The organism is Halomonas sp. PR-M31 (genome assembly GCF_001039575.1).
Classification (GTDB): domain Bacteria; phylum Pseudomonadota; class Gammaproteobacteria; order Pseudomonadales; family Halomonadaceae; genus Modicisalibacter.
Genome location: NZ_JIBT01000003.1, coordinates 24,280 through 40,706, shown reverse-complemented (window position 1 = coordinate 40,706; position 16,427 = coordinate 24,280). Strand labels below are relative to the sequence as shown.

At 57.7% G+C, this 16,427-nt stretch carries 17 protein-coding genes; 10 read left to right on the top strand and 7 right to left on the bottom strand.

Annotated elements, in window-relative coordinates; genetic code table 11:
- Window positions 1–13: 13 nt before the first annotated feature.
- The 3 genes from CH74_RS01570 to CH74_RS01560 all read right to left on the bottom strand — a co-directional run bounded on the left by CH74_RS01570 (window position 14) and on the right by CH74_RS01560 (window position 1,624).
- Window positions 14–421 carry a DUF192 domain-containing protein gene (locus tag CH74_RS01570; RefSeq protein ID WP_253272886.1) on the bottom strand — a complete coding sequence of 136 codons (408 nt, stop codon included), beginning with the start codon at window positions 419–421 and terminating at the stop codon, window positions 14–16.
- Between the two features lie 292 nt (window positions 422–713).
- Window positions 714–1,049 (bottom strand): hypothetical protein, encoded by a 336-nt coding sequence (locus CH74_RS01565; protein ID WP_048305733.1) that lies wholly within the window; start codon window positions 1,047–1,049, stop codon window positions 714–716.
- Between the two features lie 173 nt (window positions 1,050–1,222).
- Complete coding sequence (locus CH74_RS01560) at window positions 1,223–1,624, bottom strand: phasin family protein (RefSeq protein ID WP_253272885.1); 402 nt, start codon at window positions 1,622–1,624, stop codon at window positions 1,223–1,225.
- 249 nt (window positions 1,625–1,873) lie between these two features.
- Between CH74_RS01560 and CH74_RS01555 the strand changes: the two genes are divergently transcribed.
- From CH74_RS01555 to CH74_RS01545, 3 genes are read left to right on the top strand one after another with little or no spacing between them, the layout of a single operon-like run.
- A complete protein-coding gene (locus CH74_RS01555; protein ID WP_048305732.1) occupies window positions 1,874–2,083 on the top strand; it encodes a DUF1656 domain-containing protein in 210 nt (69 codons plus the stop codon).
- 9 nt (window positions 2,084–2,092) lie between these two features.
- A complete protein-coding gene (locus CH74_RS01550; protein ID WP_048305731.1) occupies window positions 2,093–2,968 on the top strand; it encodes an efflux RND transporter periplasmic adaptor subunit in 876 nt (291 codons plus the stop codon).
- A 10-nt stretch (window positions 2,969–2,978) separates the two neighbouring features.
- Entirely contained in the window at window positions 2,979–5,009 is a 2,031-nt protein-coding gene (locus CH74_RS01545; RefSeq protein WP_048305730.1) for an FUSC family protein, read from the top strand.
- On the opposite strand, the gene CH74_RS01540 is transcribed toward CH74_RS01545, so the two are convergent.
- On the bottom strand, window positions 4,997–5,698 hold the full coding sequence (locus tag CH74_RS01540) for a glutathione S-transferase N-terminal domain-containing protein (RefSeq protein WP_048305729.1): 702 nt from the start codon (window positions 5,696–5,698) through the stop codon (window positions 4,997–4,999). The two genes, CH74_RS01545 and CH74_RS01540, sit on opposite strands and share 13 nt — an antisense overlap.
- A gap of 342 nt (window positions 5,699–6,040) precedes the next feature.
- Here CH74_RS01540 and CH74_RS01535 point away from each other — a divergent pair, with 342 nt between their 5' ends.
- Complete coding sequence (locus CH74_RS01535) at window positions 6,041–7,738, top strand: L-lactate permease (protein ID WP_048305728.1); 1,698 nt, start codon at window positions 6,041–6,043, stop codon at window positions 7,736–7,738.
- A gap of 77 nt (window positions 7,739–7,815) precedes the next feature.
- Here the strand turns inward: CH74_RS01535 and CH74_RS01530 are convergent, their stop codons facing one another.
- Window positions 7,816–8,784, bottom strand: a complete 969-nt coding sequence (locus CH74_RS01530) for a bile acid:sodium symporter family protein (protein ID WP_253272884.1) — start codon at window positions 8,782–8,784, stop codon at window positions 7,816–7,818.
- A 292-nt stretch (window positions 8,785–9,076) separates the two neighbouring features.
- Between CH74_RS01530 and glcD the strand changes: the two genes are divergently transcribed.
- The 4 genes from glcD to CH74_RS01510 are packed head-to-tail and all read left to right on the top strand — an operon-like array spanning window position 9,077 to window position 13,427.
- Window positions 9,077–10,576 carry a glycolate oxidase subunit GlcD gene (glcD, locus tag CH74_RS01525; protein ID WP_048305757.1) on the top strand — a complete coding sequence of 500 codons (1,500 nt, stop codon included), beginning with the start codon at window positions 9,077–9,079 and terminating at the stop codon, window positions 10,574–10,576.
- Window positions 10,577–10,631: 55 nt separating this feature from the next.
- Window positions 10,632–11,741, top strand: coding sequence for a glycolate oxidase subunit GlcE (gene glcE, locus CH74_RS01520; RefSeq protein ID WP_082140244.1), 1,110 nt, complete (start codon window positions 10,632–10,634; stop codon window positions 11,739–11,741).
- A gap of 2 nt (window positions 11,742–11,743) precedes the next feature.
- Entirely contained in the window at window positions 11,744–12,982 is a 1,239-nt protein-coding gene (gene glcF / locus CH74_RS01515) for a glycolate oxidase subunit GlcF (RefSeq protein ID WP_048305726.1), read from the top strand.
- A 37-nt stretch (window positions 12,983–13,019) separates the two neighbouring features.
- Window positions 13,020–13,427, top strand: a complete 408-nt coding sequence (locus tag CH74_RS01510; RefSeq protein ID WP_048305725.1) for a heme-binding protein — start codon at window positions 13,020–13,022, stop codon at window positions 13,425–13,427.
- A gap of 136 nt (window positions 13,428–13,563) precedes the next feature.
- Here the strand turns inward: CH74_RS01510 and CH74_RS18040 are convergent, their stop codons facing one another.
- Both CH74_RS18040 and CH74_RS01500 read right to left on the bottom strand, forming a co-directional pair.
- On the bottom strand, window positions 13,564–13,722 hold the full coding sequence (locus CH74_RS18040) for a YqaE/Pmp3 family membrane protein (protein ID WP_048305724.1): 159 nt from the start codon (window positions 13,720–13,722) through the stop codon (window positions 13,564–13,566).
- Between the two features lie 74 nt (window positions 13,723–13,796).
- Window positions 13,797–14,039: a hypothetical protein gene (locus CH74_RS01500; RefSeq protein WP_048305723.1), complete on the bottom strand. Its 243-nt coding sequence runs from the start codon at window positions 14,037–14,039 to the stop codon at window positions 13,797–13,799.
- A 315-nt stretch (window positions 14,040–14,354) separates the two neighbouring features.
- On the opposite strand from CH74_RS01500, the gene CH74_RS01495 reads away from it, so the two are divergent.
- Together CH74_RS01495 and CH74_RS01490 are read left to right on the top strand one after the other, a co-directional pair.
- The gene (locus CH74_RS01495) at window positions 14,355–15,821 is read left to right on the top strand and encodes a dihydrolipoyl dehydrogenase (protein WP_048305722.1); all 1,467 of its coding nucleotides are present in this window, start codon (window positions 14,355–14,357) and stop codon (window positions 15,819–15,821) included.
- Window positions 15,822–15,906: 85 nt separating this feature from the next.
- Window positions 15,907–16,317, top strand: coding sequence for a CBS domain-containing protein (locus CH74_RS01490; protein WP_048305721.1), 411 nt, complete (start codon window positions 15,907–15,909; stop codon window positions 16,315–16,317).
- Window positions 16,318–16,427 lie beyond the last annotated feature (110 nt).

The following is a 16,427-nucleotide window of genomic DNA, read 5'->3' as shown; positions in this document are numbered from 1 at the left end:
GGAAAGCGCATTCTCAAGGAAGCGTCAAACGATCACCGACCTTGATGCCTCGCGCATCGAAATACCCCGCGTTGACTTCCAGGGCCGCCTGAAAAGGCACTTGGGCAGGATAGGAAGGGCATCTTGCAGCCTGCTCGCTTTTACAAGATGGCATGGAATGAATGGCGCGAATCTCACCGTTCTTGTCGAGAAAGGCGATGTCCAGCGGAATGCGGGTGCGGTACATCCAGAATCCGCTGCTGGGTGATTGCTCTTCTTCGTAGATGAACAGCATACCGGCCTCTTCAGCCAGATGATCCCGCTCCATTAGGCCAAAGGAGCGCTCCTGAGCAGTGCGAGCGATTTCAACGACGAGACGATGTGTTTCTTCCTTGCCTTCGATGACAACGTTATCTCGTTCCAACGCCCCGGCTGAACTCACAAGGCAAGTCGCAAAAAGCAGTATCAGCACGCAGATAAAAACACTCGATCGTTTGCTTGTCTTGTCCATGCAGTTTCACCAAGCGATGTTCATTCGAAAACTCTTCTCCGCGTCTCTATACGGCGCCCGCCTTGCTCCTCGATCAAGAATGCTCGCACCGCGATTTTCTTCTCGCTCTGCTGATCGTCATCATCTGAGAGCTCAATACGATATGATCAAGATGGGGGTAACGGACATAGCGCCGGCGACAAACCCACCATCACATGGTTTGCGGCCGGCATTCGGCTTGCGTCTAGCCTTGGCGTCGCGATGAATCCTCGTCATCGGATTTCTTGTCGATATTCTCTTTTTGAGAATCCTTCTTCGTGACATTGGGGGCAGTGGGGGCGTCCTTGGCCACATCGGCATTGTGATCCGGAGTCGCAGGGCCGTTGCTTGCACCACCGGCGCTTCCATCGGACATCGGCGGTAGCCCGGATCCATGAGAAGCAGGATCGGCTTTGTCTGATTCGTCGTCTCTTGCCGCTTTATCCTTGTTTGCTATCTGGCGCGCTTCCTTCGCTTCTTCCTCTCTTTCTTTCTTGTCGTTGGGCAACGACCCCGTATCAATTCCATTGGACTCAGACATACGATAACTCCCTGTTCTAAGATATCTATTCTGTATTACCACTTGAAATATCGGTTCAACGCTAGCCATCTTGCCCTGATTTGGCAAGGTGTCTGTAGACAACGAAAACGGGCCGCCGGTTCATAACCGGGCGGCCCGCTGGTGTTCCGTATCGATCACGGAATCACGACATCTTACTTGGCTGCTTTCTGAACGTTCTGCTGTGCAGTCTGGTTGGCAGACTTCACGTTTTCTTCGACCAGTTGCTGGCTCTTCTCAGCGAATTCCTGGTTCATCGCGACAACCTTCTTGGTATCGTCCTTTAGACGCTCACCCATTTTTTGGGCGACCTGCTGCTGGCTTTCGACGAAAGAGCGCAGATCATCAGAATTCTTGATGTTGAGCATTGAACGCGCCTGGCTGAAGCTGGCGTTGGAATAGGCTTTTGCGAACTCATACTGAGTGTTGAGAACACGCTCGGCATATTCTACGGTCAATGTTGCATAGGAACGCATTGGCCCAAAGAACAGAGATTGAAACTGCTGGTTCATTTGGTTAGCTTGCTTATTCATGCGATCAGTAGTTGTGTTGGCCATGTAGCACCTCCATTGAGTGACTTAGGTAAGGGCCTTGCCCTTTGTTGCTGTGCACAATAGCAAAGACATTGTTGCAGTGCAACAATGAATTTTGACTTTTTCCCAGACCCACCCTTCTCTATGATTATCATTCTCTCGCTATCGACCGGAATGACGTAGAATGGCCAATTCTGCTGTGGCGGTCTCAATCCAATTCGAAGAACACCGCTGTCAAACACCAATGCCGCACCATCGATCTAGAGATACATCATGGGACTAAGAGAAATAGCGCTAGGAGGAATATATTTCAGCCCGCTACTGCTCTATGCCCTGCTGGGTCTCTTGCTGGCAGGAGTGTTGCGTACTTTCTTGCATCGTTGGCTTGGCCCCCGGGTTCTCTGGTTCGAAGCCTGGTTCGATCTAGCCCTGTTCGTGATTGCCACAGCCTGTGTCGCCTTCTTGTTTTCTTCTACCTGGTAACCTTACTCAATGCGCACCTCACTACGCCTTTTGATTACCCTGGTGGTAGTCTTGCTCGCTCTCGCTGCAGGCGCTTGGCTATGGCATTACTACCTATATACCCCCTGGACTCGGGATGGGCGCGTAGCCGCGGACATCGTCACCATTTCACCGGATGTCAGTGGCTGGATCGAAACCCTCTCCGTCGAGGATGCGCAACAGGTCGAAAAAGGCGAAACGCTGTTCAAGCTGAACACGGCGCGCTACGAGGCAGCGGTGAACAAGGCCGAAGCCGAGGTTGCCAATCGCAAAGCCCAGCTCGAGCTCAAGCGCCACGAGGAGAATCGTCGTAACCGATTGAGCAACCAGGCGATCAGCAAGGAAGACCGGGAAGTGTCGCGCATCAATACGCGTCTGGCGGCAGCAGAGCTGGCGAAAGCCGAGGCACAGCTACAGGATGCACGTCTGGATCTGGAACGAACCACTGCCGAAGCGCCGGCAGAGGGGCATATCCTCAACCTGCAGCTCACTCAGGGCAATTATGTCTCTCGCAGCGAACCGGTCATGGCGCTGGTCAAGACCGGTTCGTTTTATGTCATCGGTTATTTCGAAGAGACCAAGATGGCACGCATTCATCTGGGCGATACCGCGCAGGTTCTATTAATGAACGGCGATACTCGGCTGTCGGGCCATGTTTCCGGCATTGCTCGGGGTATCGCGGATGACAATCAGCGACTCGATGCGCAACTGTTGCCTCAGGTCAAACCCACCTTCAACTGGGTACGCCTGGCTCAGCGCATTCCTGTTCGTATTACCCTCGATGACGTACCCAAGGACGTGCTGCTGAGTGCCGGCATGAGTGCCTCGGTGCGTATCGTCGACGACGTCGACCCCATGCAGAAATAGAGCGTCATTCATGTCCCCCTTTCTGCAAGCCTTTCTGACGCCCTCCTCCACGGCGGTCAAATTTGCGCTCAAGGGCGTGATCGCCATGTTCGTGGCGCTTTATATCGCGCTGTGGATGGATCTGGAGCGCCCTTACTGGGCGATGATATCCGCTGCCTTCCTGCAGATACGTCCCATGAGCGGCATGGTGATCGAAAAGGGTCTATGTCAGCTGGGAGGCACGATCATCGGCGCCCTGGTCGGCATTCTCATCATGTCCTTGTTCGCCCAGGCCCGGGTACCGGCACTAATGATGCTGACCTGTTGGATCATGCTGTGCATCTACAGCGCCTCGCTGACGCGTAATAACTTTGCCTACGGCTTCGTCATGGGTGCTGTGACAGCGATGCTGGTGGTGGTCATTTCCCATAGCGGTACGTCAAGCGTGTTCGATGTCGCAGTCGCGCGTATTTCGGAAATAGGGCTGGGGGCGCTGTGCGCAACGATCATCAGCGCCCTGCTGTGGCCCACCCACGTACGCCACCATCTGGCCACCCAGGCAGACGAGACCTTGAAGCAGGCCTTTACCTACGCCGCGAGACGCCTCGAAGGGTATAGCAGCCAGGAAATGTTGCAGACGTTGACCGCAAGCCTCGAGCCCTTGATGGTGCTGGAGACGGATAGCCAGGCCGCGCGCTATGAAGATCCTTCCGGGCCGGGACGGGTGCGCGGTGCTCATCTGCTGACCCGGCGCACCATGCGCCTGCTGGCTACCACGGAAGCCATCGATCAACTATTGCGGGATCCGCACTCTCGGCTGGATGATAACGTTCGGCGTCTGGCCCAGGAGACGTCGGCGTGCTTTCTGGAGGCTCTGAGCATAGCCAACCCGACCGATGCGCGAGAACGCCTGCAGCAGCAGCGCCATATTACCTACGCGTTCGAAACCGAGGCGCTCTCGACGCTATCGCTTCGGGTACTGCTCGGGCTCAGGGAGATACTGGGACATGCCTCCATCATGCTCGAGGCCCGGGCCACCATCGATCATCCCGAAGCCCATCGCCTGCGCAGCCCTTCTCTTTCCTGGCATCGGGACCATCTGGTAGCCGGCCTCAACGGCCTGCGTGCCGGGGTCGTGTTCAGCTTCGTGGCCGTGTTCTGGCTCATGACCTCCTGGACCAGTGGCACCACTGCGCTACTTCTGGCAACGCTTTTTTCCGGCATCTTTGCAAGCTACCCCAACCCTGCCAAGGTAGGCACGGTGCTGCTCAAGGGGATGCTGGTAGCGATACCCAGCGCTTTTTTGTTCGGCCACGTGCTGCTATCCCAGGCCAATGGTTTTCCCATGCTGGCCATGCTGATGGGGGTTCCCTTGTTCGTTGGCCTGCTCGGCGCGGGGCACCCTGTCACCATCGGCTACAGCCTGCCCTTCACCGTGGCCAACATTCTGCTGACCATGCCCGGCAACGACATGAACTTCGCCATTGACTACTTTCTCAATCGGGGGCTCGCAGTGGTGATCGGCGTCTGTGCCATGGTCATGGGTTTTCGTCTCATTCCTGCCTTTAGCGAAAAGCTCATTCGACGGCGTTTGACCGCCGCCACGACTCGAGATCTGGACCGGGTGGCGCGACGGCCACCGCAACAAACGGATATCTGGTTCAGCGATCGCATGGCGGATCGTTTATTGAAGCTGGCACGCCATGACGAAATGTTGCCGGAAGATCAGCGTCACCTGCTTGCCTTGGGCCTTTCCGGACTCGACATGGGCCGTGCCTGTCTACGCTTGCGTCGGCGCCTGGACGACGTCGATGATGTCGAGGTGCAAGCGGCCTATCGTCGCTTGCTCGAGCTCTTCGCCAAAAGCTTCGTGGAGAGCTCGAACGGTCGGGTGCCTCACGACTTCATAAAGGCCGCGCATAGGCTGCGTGAGTGCGTGACGGACTGCGAAGACTTGTCCCCCAAACGCCGTTTGCTGGTGGAAGGCCTGGTCGAGCGCATGGCGCTTTCCTTCGAACGCCAGGCAGGTCAAATGGCCAAGGCTTTGGCTCAGGCTTCCTGAATATCGACGCTGCGCAAGGCCTTGCGTCCCAACCCGCCGTGCAGATCCAGCATTCTTTCGATCCAGCCATGCACCGGATCGTTGCTGGAGACAAGCTCGACATTCGAGACATTGCGTGCCCACATGAGATGACCAAAGACCAGATAGTCAGCTCCGGCCAGAGTATCTCCATCGAGGAAATCGGCTTCTTCCAGGCGGCCACGTAGCGGCCCAAACGCCTGATCCAGCATGTTCAATCCTGTACTGGGATCATGCATTTGTTCCAGCGTACAACCCAACGCCTTCTCTCGGCTTTGACGAAAGTAGTCCCGATCTTTCGGGTGCACCGCGTTGAACAGATCCATCACGACGGTACGCAGGATGCCTGGCGCCAAGGCCCGCTCACTGTAGAACTTGAAGAACCTAGCCCGGGCTTCTGCCTCTCCACTTCCCAGTAGCGGCTTGTCCGGATAGCGGCGATCGAGATAGCGAAAGATATCGTAGCTATCGACAACCGTCGCATCCCCGTCGATGAGTACCGGCACCTTCCCCTGCCCGGAGAATTCAAGCGTTTCTTTCTCCGTGAAATGCCAAGGCCGTGTCTCATAGGTCAATCCCTTGTGAGCCAGCGCGTACTTCACTCGCCAGCAATAAGGTGAGAAGCGTAATGCATCATCGATACCGCACAGATCGTAAAGTAGGCGCGACATACAAGGTCCTCGAAGGTGACTAACTGCTCGACGCTAACACTCTCCTGCCAAGGGTGCCAATCCCTCATCCCGACCGCTTTATAGCTTATCTATTGGTCTAATGGATCACTCAGAACACGCTTGCCATTCTCAAAACGTCAATGGCAATAAAAGAACTTATGCTTTACGGGTCAAGCAGATGGAATAAATGAAAAGGCTGATATATAGCGCGCTTATCAGTTTCCACAGGATGGTAAAAACCAAAGCCGCCGATTATTGTTCAGCCATGCGCCTTCCAATGCGACAGTGGGTAGCGTCGCTGCCCAACATGGCGCACGAACAACAACAAGCGAGGCTATCCCCATGAATCAAACGCTGCTTGCCCTGCTCGCCTTCACTCCCCTGCTGTTAGCCGGCATCTTGCTGATCGGGTTTCGTATGGCAGCAAAAATCGCCATGCCCATCGTCTTTCTGGTCACGGCCCTGATTGCGCTACTGGCCTGGGACATGACCTTTACCCGGGTACTGGCCTCGACCTTTCAAGGGCTGATGCTGACCGTGGCGATCCTGTGGATCATCTTCGGTGCCATTCTGCTACTCAATACGCTCAAGCATTCCGGCGGTATCGCCGCCATCCGCAATGGCTTTTCCGGTATCAGTCCGGATCGCCGGGTACAGGCGCTCATCGTCGCCTGGCTGTTCGGTTGTTTCATCGAGGGCGCCTCGGGGTTTGGTACGCCTGCGGCGGTCGCCGCTCCGTTGATGGTGGCCCTTGGCTTCCCGGCTCTTGCCGCCGTGGTGGTGGGCATGATGATCCAGTCCACGCCGGTCTCCTTCGGCGCGGTAGGCACGCCCATCGTGGTCGGGGTTACCGGCGGGATCGACAAGGCCGGCATCACCGAGCAGCTCGTCGCCAATGGCGACAGCTGGGAAAGCTATTTCCGCTTGATCACTTCCGAGGTGGCGATCACCCACGCCATCGTCGGTGTGTTCATGCCCTTGATCATGGTGATCATCATGGTGCGCTTCTTCGGCGCCAATCGTTCCTGGAAAGAAGGGCTCGATATCGCGCCCTTCGCGCTTTTCACCGGGGTTTGCTTCGTGGTGCCCTACGCGCTGGCAGGCGTGCTGCTGGGGCCAGAGTTCCCGTCCATGATCGGCGCCATGGTGGGCCTGGCCATTGTCGTGCCGGCGGCGCGCAAAGGATTCCTGCTACCCAAGACGACCTGGGATTTTCCGGAATCCAACTCCTGGCCGGACGAATGGATCGGCAATCTTGAGATCAAGGTCGATCAGATTGCGGGAAGCACGCCAATCTCTACCTTCATGGGCTGGGTGCCCTATGTGCTGCTGGCGATACTGCTGGTGATTTCTCGTACCGTCGAGCCGATCACGAATGCACTGAAATCCCTGGCCCTGAGCTGGAACAATATCCTGGGCGAAGCGGGCATCTCGGGTAGCATCGAACCGCTTTACCTGCCTGGTGGCATCCTGGTGATCGTGGTGCTGATCACCGCCCTGCTGCACCGCATGCGCGGTAATCAGCTCAGTGCAGCCTTGGGTGAGTCCACCAAGACCATCCTGGGCGCCGGTTTCGTACTGATCTTCACCATCCCGATGGTACGCATCCTGATCAACTCCGGGATCAATCAGGCGGATCTGGTTTCCATGCCCGTGGCCATGGCTCAGGCTGTTGCGGACGGCGTCGGCGGTATCTATCCGCTTTTTGCTCCTACCGTGGGGGCGCTTGGCGCCTTCATCGCCGGCTCCAACACCGTGTCCAATCTGATGCTGTCGGACTTTCAGTTCAACGTCGCCGAACAGCTCGGGCTCTCCACTGCGATGATGGTCGCACTGCAGGCCGTCGGTGCCGCCGCCGGCAACATGATCGCCATCCACAACGTGGTAGCCGCCTCGGCCACGGTGGGCCTGCTTGGTCGCGAGGGCACGACGTTGCGCATGACCATTCTGCCCACCATCTACTACGCGCTTTACGCCGGCATCATTGGCCTGATCGCCTTCTACGGCATTGGAGTTGCCGATAGCTTGTTGAGCGGCTGAACCTCGGTCTCGTAACCAAAAGCCACGCTGGTAATTCGCCAGCGTGGCTTTTTTATTCAGGAAGAAATCATCTCGGCCTAGTCGTGTCGCGCCTTGGCATAGCGGCGCGCCAATATGGCACATACGAACAGCTGTATCTGATGGAACAGCATCAGTGGCAGGATGACGCTGCCCACCTGCTGGGCAGAGAACAGCACATGGGCTATGGGTATCCCGCTGCTCAGGCTTTTCTTGGAGCCACAGAAGACGATGGTGATTTCGTCTTCTTGCGAAAACCCCAGCCAGCGACTCGCCTGGGTCGTGATGATCAACACCGCCGCCAGCAGCACGCAGTCGACGATCACCATGACGGCAAGCGCCTGGAACGACAGCTGCTCCCAGAGTCCCGCGACTATCGCCTCACTGAATGCCATGTACACCACCATGAGGATTGCCCCGCGATCCACCAGGCCGACCAGGCGTTTGTGCCTCGCCATCCAGGTACCCAGCCAGCGCTGCAACAGCTGACCGAGCAGAAATGGCGCCAACAGCTGCAGCAAAATGGCGCTCAAGGCGTCCAGGGATACACCTCCGCCTTGAGTGCTCATCAAGACCCCTACCAGCAACGGCGTGATGAACATGCCGAGAATGTTCGAAGCAGATGCAGAGCAGATCGCCGCAGGCACGTTGCCCCCGGCAATGGAGGTAAAAGCGATGGAGGACTGGATCGTCGAAGGCAGCACGCACAGGAACAAAATCCCCATGGCAAGCGCCGGTGGTAGCAAAGTGGGCGCCAGCAGGCCAAGGATCAGACCCAGTATCGGAAACAGCACAAAGGTGCTGGCAAACACCACCAGATGCAGGCGCCAGTGGATCATGCCCTTTAGCACCGTGCGCGGCGACAGCTTGGCGCCGTGCAGGAAAAACAACAGCGCGATGGCCAGCTTGGTCGCCAGGGAGAACGCCTCGGCGGCCTCGCCACGCACCGGCAGCAGCGAAGCGAGGAGCACCGTGCCAAGCAGCATCAATACGTAGTTATCAATATTTAATCGTTTGAGTAACGTCACAAGAAACCTTCGCGTCGAGATCAAGGAAGCGGCAAATATCATACTAGGCGCGCAACATCAGCGCTTACTTTCGTCCGCTCATTCACCCTCCGAAGGCTTCTTCACAACGAAGAATCAATGCATCGAATATTAGCGTCGATCTTTTTCTGGAAAATATTTCCATAAATTAGACCAATTACTGGTCAGGCCAATGTCTTGGGGACTGGACAGTGCCTTCAGTAACGCTCAGATTGAAGAGCATATCGAAATAAAAACCGAGCCAAGCCCCCCAGGACAAGAAACCGAGGCGATCATGAACATTCTCTACGACGAACGAATAGATGGTGTGCTGCCTGCTTCGGACAAGGCAAACACACTTCAGCGCTTGCAACAGGCTCTACCCGACATGACGTTGTTGCATCGGGAAGAGGATCTACGCCCCTTCGAATGCGATGGTCTTTCTGCCTATCGGGTGCTGCCGATGCTGGTGGCCATGCCCCATACCCTCGAACAGATCGAAACGCTGATGCGCACCTGTTTTGAGCTAGGGGTGCCGGTGGTCACCCGGGGAGCCGGTACCGGTCTTTCTGGGGGCGCCCTGCCTCTGGAGAAAGGGGTGCTACTGGTCATGTCGCGGTTTTCACGCATCCTCGACGTCGATCCAGACGCCCGCATCGCTCGAGTGCAGCCTGGGGTTCGCAATCTGGCCATTTCCGAAGCGGCAGCCCCCTATGGCCTCTATTATGCGCCGGACCCCTCGTCTCAAATCGCCTGTTCGATCGGCGGCAACGTTGCCGAGAACGCCGGCGGCGTGCACTGCCTGAAGTACGGTCTCACGGTGCATAACGTGCTCAGGGTCGAGGTCGTCACCATCGAAGGCGAGCGCATGATCCTGGGCTCCGAGGCCTTCGACGCCCCGGGCTTCGATCTGCTCGCCCTGTTCAACGGCTCTGAAGGCATGCTCGGCGTGATCACGGAGATAACCGTGAAGCTGCTGCCCAAACCCGAGAGTGCCAAGGTACTGATGGCCAGCTTCGACGATGTCGAAAAAGCCGGCAAGGCCGTGGGTGACATCATCGCTGCCGGCATCATCCCCGGCGGACTCGAGATGATGGACAAGCTAGCGATTCAGGCGGCAGAGGATTTCGTCAAGGCAGGCTATCCGGTGGAAGCCGAGGCAATACTGCTGTGCGAGCTTGATGGAGTGGAAGCGGATGTCGACGACGACTGCGCCACGGTGCGCAAGGTTCTTGAAGACGCGGGGGCCGGTGATATCCAGCAGGCCCGGGACGAAGCGGAACGCGCCCTGTTCTGGGCCGGTCGCAAGAGCGCTTTCCCGGCGGTAGGCCGCATGTCACCGGATTACTACTGCATGGACGGTACCATTCCTCGCCGGGAACTGCCCAAGGTACTCAAGGGCATCGCCGATTTATCGGAAAAGTACGGCCTGCGGGTCGCTAACGTCTTTCATGCCGGCGACGGCAACACCCATCCCCTGATCCTGTTCGATGCCAACAAGCCTGGCGAGCTTGAACGGGCCGAGACCATCGGCGGCAAGATTCTCGAGCTATGCGTCGAGGTGGGCGGCAGCATCACCGGCGAACATGGCGTGGGGCGTGAAAAGATCAATCAGATGTGCACCCAGTTCCAGCCGGATGAGATCACCACCTTTCATGCGGTGAAGGCGGCCTTCGACAGCGCGGGGCTGCTCAATCCGGGCAAGAACATACCGACGCTGCATCGCTGCGCCGAATTCGGTGCCATGCATGTACACAATGGGGAGTTGCCGCATCCCGAGCTGCCCCGCTTCTAGGTGAAAAACCGCTGCGCCCGCTGCTCTTTCATGGCAACCCTCAAGGATCAAAACGATGCAACAGTACGAACAAGACCAGCATCCCGTGCATGCGGAGCGTCAGCAGGCTTCCGACCAGGACGATTCACAAGCACTCTGCGAGCGTGTACGTCAGGCCAATACGAATAAGACATCGCTGAGGATCGAGGGCGGTGGCACCAAGGCATTTTATGGTCGTCCGGTCGAGGGTGACGCCCTGTCCCTTACCGAGCATCGCGGCATTACCCATTACGATCCAGTGGAACTGGTGATCTCGGTGCGTGCCGGCACGCCCCTTGCGGAACTCGAGGCAGCCCTGGACGCAGAGCATCAGCAGCTCAGGTGTGAACCGCCCCACTTTGGCCCTGCTGCCACCGTCGGGGGCATGATCGCCAGCGGCTTGTCCGGCCCTGGCCGCCCCTGGGCTGGAGCCGTACGTGATTTCGTACTGGGAACCCGGCTCATCACTCATGAAGGCAAGCATCTGCGTTTCGGTGGCGAGGTGATGAAGAACGTCGCCGGCTACGATCTATCGCGTCTGATGGTGGGCGCTCAAGGCACCCTTGGCGTCATCACCGAAGTTTCCCTCAAGGTGCTGCCCAAGCCCAGCGCGACCCGAAGCCTGCGCCTCGGATTGCCTCTGGACGACGCCTTGAAACGACTTGCCCAGTGGGGTCGTCAACCGCTGCCGATTACCGCTGCCGCCTATCATGAGGATGCCCTGCATATACGCTTGGCAGGCGGCAGGAGCTCCGTGGCCGCGACCCGGGAGCGACTGGGCGGCGACGATCTCGACGACGGCTTCTGGCAAGACCTGCGCGAGCAGCGCCTGGCTTTCTTTGACAAGAGCAATCCTCGTCCACTGTGGCGTCTATCGCTGCCCAACAACATCCCACCGCTGACGCTAGAAGGCGACGTACTCTATGACTGGGCCGGCGCCCAGCGCTGGCTGCGCAGTGACGATGAACCAAACGCGCTGCGTGAGACCGTCGCTCAAGTCGGCGGTCATGCCACCTGTTTCACTTTCGGTCATACCGAGCCGTTTACACCGCTTTCGAAGGTCGTTGCCAGCTATCACCGACGGCTCAAGACCCAGCTCGATCCCAACGGCATCTTCAATCCTGGCCGGCTTTATCCGGAGTTTTAAGCATGCAGACCAACTTCACTGAAGCAGACCTGCAAAAACCGCACATTCGCGAGGCGGATCGCGTGCTGCGCACCTGCGTGCACTGCGGCTTTTGCAATGCCACCTGCCCTACCTACCAGCTATTGGGGGACGAGCGGGATGGGCCTCGCGGGCGCATCTATCTGATGAAAGAACTGCTGGAGAGCCCCGAGGACGACGAACGGATAACCAAGGAAACCCAGCTTCACCTGGATCGCTGCCTGCTTTGTCGCAACTGCGAAACCACCTGCCCCTCCGGGGTCGAGTATCACAAGCTGTTCGACATCGGCCACGCAGAAGTCGATCGCCGCGTGGGTCGTACGCCCAAGGAGCGCGCCCTGCGCTACGGTTTGCGTCAGGCACTGGTCGAACCGGGGCGCTTTCAAGCATTGCTCAAGTTGGGGCAGGTCTTTCGTCCCTTGGTACCCGGTGTTTTCAAGGACAAGATACCTGCAAAGCCGGTCGCTCCCGGAACACGCCCGGATGGCAAGCAACATGCTCGGCAGATGTTGATCCTCGAAGGCTGTGTGCAGCCGGGGCTCTCTCCCAATACCAATGCCGCAACGGCCCGGGTGCTGGACAAACTGGGAATCGGCCTGACCCCGGCACCGGCGGTCGGCTGCTGTGGGGCCATCGACTATCACCTGAACGCCCAGCAGGCCGGGCGACAGCGCATGCGCCACAACATCGATGCCTGGTGGCCCCATGTGGAAGCCGGCTGTGAGGCTATCGTACAGACCGCCAGCGGCTGCGGCGCCTTCGTCAAGGAGTACGGCGAGGTGTTCGAGGACGACCCGAATTACGCAGAGAAAGCCAAGCGCATCAGCGCCCTGGCCAGGGATCTGGTCGAGATTCTGCGTGACGAGGATCTCGAGGGGCTTCAGATCGAGGAGTCACCCAAGCTGGCATTTCACTGCCCTTGCACCCTGCAGCATGCGCAACGCCTGGGAGGTGTGGCGGAAAACGTACTGACCCGGCTCGGTTTCAGCCTGACCCCGGTACGCGATGCTCATCTGTGCTGTGGCTCTGCGGGCACCTATTCAGTTACCCAGCCGGAACTGGCGAAACAGCTGCGGGACAACAAGCTCGACGCACTGGAAGCCGGCAATCCTGACACGATCGTGACTGCCAACATCGGCTGTCAGACCCATCTGGATGGCGCCGGCCGAACCCGAGTTCGGCACTGGATAGAGCTTGTCGACGAGGCGCTGGTGTCAATGTGAATCCAATCACAAGATTTCAATAAGAAGGAGTGACAACATGCAACAAAAATCCGTACTGACCTTAGACGATGCCAACGCCATTCTCGATGCGGCCCAGCAAGAAGCCGAGACCAACGGCTGGGCGATCACGGTCGCCGTGGTAGACGATGGCGGTCATCTGCTGGGCCTGCGTCGTCTCGACGGCTGTCCGCCGGTGTCGTCCTATGTGGCCAGCGAAAAGGCGCGTACCGCCGCACTGTCGCGACGAGAAACCCAGATCATCGAGGAGATGATCAACAATGGGCGCACCGCGTTTGTCTCGGCGCCGGCAATGCACGGCATGCTGACCGGCGGCGTGCCGGTGCTGGTGGATGGCCAGGTTGCGGGCGCCGCGGGTGTTTCCGGGGTCAAACCCGATCAGGACGCCCAGGTGGTCAAGGCAGGCATTCAGGCGATCAGTAGCTGAATCAGCGCTTTTTATCGTTTGTTCTTGAGCCTTGAAAATACGTGGAACGAAAAACGGAAGACCTTCAAAAGGTCTTCCGTTGTCATTCTTGTTTCACGCGGTCCATTGGAATCGTGCCAATGGACGATACCCGCAATCAGCGCCGAGCGATGATCCAGATCGCGTGAATGATCCCGGGAATGTAACCGAGGATCGTCAGCACGATATTGATCCAAAACTGCAGACCCAGGCCAACCTGTAGAAATACGCCTACCGGGGGCAGCAGAATGGCGAGAATGATACGAACGATATCCATATAAAACCTCCTTGTTGTCGATTGTGTGCCAAAGACATTGGCGACTGAACATGCCCATCATACGTGAGCGATCTCTAGCCGTCATTCTCCTGCGAAGGCTTGCGGGAATGGATTTTTTGTGTAAGACGTCCGGAGTCCTTTGCCAATCGATCATGATGGCGCTCCCAATCCTCCCAATCGAAAGGCGTTCCACTGCGAGGGGGATGGCTGCCCGCCTCTCGTGCCCGCGCCCAGGCAAGCTCCTCGAGGGTTTGAGGCTTGGCATCTTCCTTATCCAGGTCGATCCCTTTTTTTGCCATGTAATCTCGTGCATTCATCACTGGCCTCCTAAGATAAAAACTGCCAAGCACTGAGGCTTGGCAAGGGAATCTGTGAGTCATCAGATGTTTGAAACGCCATCGCGACTGGCAAGATTCACCTTTAACCATTAGCGTTTGGATAAGCTTGCCGCAGGAAGGTTCAGCGTATGGTCATGAAAGCCTGCAATGTCATGAGAGACGACACTCAGTGGCTTGACATGATTCGATATGAACTGGCTTGTCTTAAAGAGTACAGCCCTGGGTGCTTTGCTAGTAGGTCCTTCAAGGAAGATGATTCGCCCCTGGAACGGAAAATAGAAGGGAGAGATAGTCATGCAGGAACGCAACGTCGACATTGCCGTCATCGGTGCCGGGACGGCGGGCATGGGGGCCTTCAGCGCCGCCAGAAAACACACCGACTCGGTGCTTCTCATCGAGCAGGGTCCCTATGGCACAACCTGCGCCCGAGTCGGCTGCATGCCCTCGAAGCTTCTGATCGCCGCAGCCAATACCGCTTACGCTGTGCGCAGCGCCGCGCCGTTTGGCGTCCATCCTGAAGGCAAGCTTCATATCGATGGCCGTGAAGTGCTTGAGCGAGTACGCCATGAACGCGATCACTTCGTGGGCGGCGTATTGCGTTCGATCGAGAACATCGACCAGGACAACAAGCTGACCGGGCACGCCTTTTTCGAGTCACCCCATACTCTGATCGTCGATGATCATACACGCGTTAGCGCCAAGCGCATCGTGATCGCTACCGGCTCTGGCGCGACCTATCCGGACTCGTTTCAAGCCGCCGGCGATCGTCTGATCACCAACGACAACATTTTTGAACTGGACACGCTGCCCGAGTCTGTCGCGGTCTTTGGTCCGGGTATCATCGGGCTGGAATTGGCTCAGGCACTGCATCGACTGGGGGTGCGAGTGCGCGTATTCGGCATCGGTGGCGCCCTGGGCCCGCTGAGCGACGACCGGGTGCGCCACTACGCGGATGACGCCTTCAACCAGGAGTTCTACATCGATCCGGAGGCGACCACCGAGAATATCGAACGCCATGGCGATAGCGTGGCCGTCACCTTCATCGAACGCGACAGCGGTGAACGACTAACGGAGCATTTCGACTACCTGCTGGCCGCGACGGGTCGCGCTCCCAACCTCAATCAGCTAAAGCTTGAGAATGCGGGCCTGAAACTCAACGAGCACGGCGTGCCCGTGTTCGACGATCAACGCCTGCAGTGTCAGAACGCGGACGGCAGCCAGGGCCATATCTTCATCGCCGGGGATACCGACAACGAGCTGCCGGTACTGCATGAAGCTTCGGATGAGGGGCACATTGCCGGAGACAACGCAGGACGCTTTCCCGATGTGCGCGATGGGCGGCGGCGAGCGCCGCTTTCCATCGTCTTTTGCGATCCGCAAATCGCCATCGTGGGATTGGGCTATGCTGAATTGAAGAAGCACTACGATGATAAGCAATGGGAAACCGGCGAGGTTTCGTTCGAGGATCAGGGGCGCTCGCGCATGATGCGAGTCAACAAAGGGCTACTGCGAGTCTATGGTGAACATGGTTCCGGACTGTTTCTCGGCGCAGAGGCTTTTGGACCCAGCGTCGAGCATCTTGCCCATCTGATGGCCTGGGCATTGCAGCAACATATGACGGTGGCACAGATGCTCGACATGCCTTTCTACCATCCGGTCATCGAAGAGGGCTTGCGTACTGCCCTGCGGGATCTGAATGCCAGTCTACAGCTGGGTCCGGCAGTGGTTGAGCGCTGCATGGAGTATGGTCCCGGGGATTGATCGCATAGCAGACGATGACACGCATCCTCGAACCGGGCTCGTCTGTAACGAATGGCGTGCAAACTACTGACAGAAGGAACGCTTCATGACCAAAAAAGCCCCCACCACTGTCGGCGAGATCATGTCCCGGGACTGCTTTCGGGTATCCGGCTCGACCTCCGTGGCTACGCTGGTCACCGGCCTTACGCTGCATCGTCTGCCCGGCGCGCCCGTCGTGGACGATCACGATCGCCTGATCGGCTTCATTTCCGGACAGGATATTTTGGGCAAGCTGCTGGACAGCGCCTATCACGGCGGTCAGCCCGCCCTTGTCAGGGAGTTGATGCGCGAGGAAGTACTCACGGTTACGCCGGACAAAAGCATTGTCGATTTGGCTCAGGAAATGCTCGGCAACAAGCCCAAGATCTATCCAGTGGTGGATGAGCATCGTTTGCTGGGGATCGTCACACGCCGAGATATCCTGAATGCCATTGCCTCGATGCGCGGTAGCCTTTGAACGAGTACACGTCATTCATGACGCACAAAAAAGACCGCCGCGTCGATGACGCGGCGGAATAAGATCGAATACAGTAAATAAAGACGCAATATTCAGCATTGCAGGAACAG

Bases quoted from the DNA above. Each gene is read 5' to 3' on its own strand.
- CH74_RS01535 (WP_048305728.1), top strand. From the start codon at position 6,041: ATGAATCAAACGCTGCTTGCCCTGCTCGCCTTCACTCCCCTGCTGTTA.
- CH74_RS01545 (WP_048305730.1), top strand. From the start codon at position 2,979: ATGTCCCCCTTTCTGCAAGCCTTTCTGACGCCCTCCTCCACGGCGGTC.
- CH74_RS01510 (WP_048305725.1), top strand. From the start codon at position 13,020: ATGCAACAAAAATCCGTACTGACCTTAGACGATGCCAACGCCATTCTC.
- CH74_RS01490 (WP_048305721.1), top strand. From the start codon at position 15,907: ATGACCAAAAAAGCCCCCACCACTGTCGGCGAGATCATGTCCCGGGAC.
- CH74_RS01555 (WP_048305732.1), top strand. From the start codon at position 1,874: ATGGGACTAAGAGAAATAGCGCTAGGAGGAATATATTTCAGCCCGCTA.
- CH74_RS01565 (WP_048305733.1), bottom strand. From the start codon at position 1,049: ATGTCTGAGTCCAATGGAATTGATACGGGGTCGTTGCCCAACGACAAG.
- CH74_RS01560 (WP_253272885.1), bottom strand. From the start codon at position 1,624: ATGGCCAACACAACTACTGATCGCATGAATAAGCAAGCTAACCAAATG.
- CH74_RS18040 (WP_048305724.1), bottom strand. From the start codon at position 13,722: ATGGATATCGTTCGTATCATTCTCGCCATTCTGCTGCCCCCGGTAGGC.
- glcE (WP_082140244.1), top strand. From the start codon at position 10,632: ATGCAACAGTACGAACAAGACCAGCATCCCGTGCATGCGGAGCGTCAG.
- CH74_RS01500 (WP_048305723.1), bottom strand. From the start codon at position 14,039: ATGAATGCACGAGATTACATGGCAAAAAAAGGGATCGACCTGGATAAG.
- glcF (WP_048305726.1), top strand. From the start codon at position 11,744: ATGCAGACCAACTTCACTGAAGCAGACCTGCAAAAACCGCACATTCGC.
- glcD (WP_048305757.1), top strand. From the start codon at position 9,077: ATGAACATTCTCTACGACGAACGAATAGATGGTGTGCTGCCTGCTTCG.
- CH74_RS01540 (WP_048305729.1), bottom strand. From the start codon at position 5,698: ATGTCGCGCCTACTTTACGATCTGTGCGGTATCGATGATGCATTACGC.
- CH74_RS01550 (WP_048305731.1), top strand. From the start codon at position 2,093: ATGCGCACCTCACTACGCCTTTTGATTACCCTGGTGGTAGTCTTGCTC.
- CH74_RS01495 (WP_048305722.1), top strand. From the start codon at position 14,355: ATGCAGGAACGCAACGTCGACATTGCCGTCATCGGTGCCGGGACGGCG.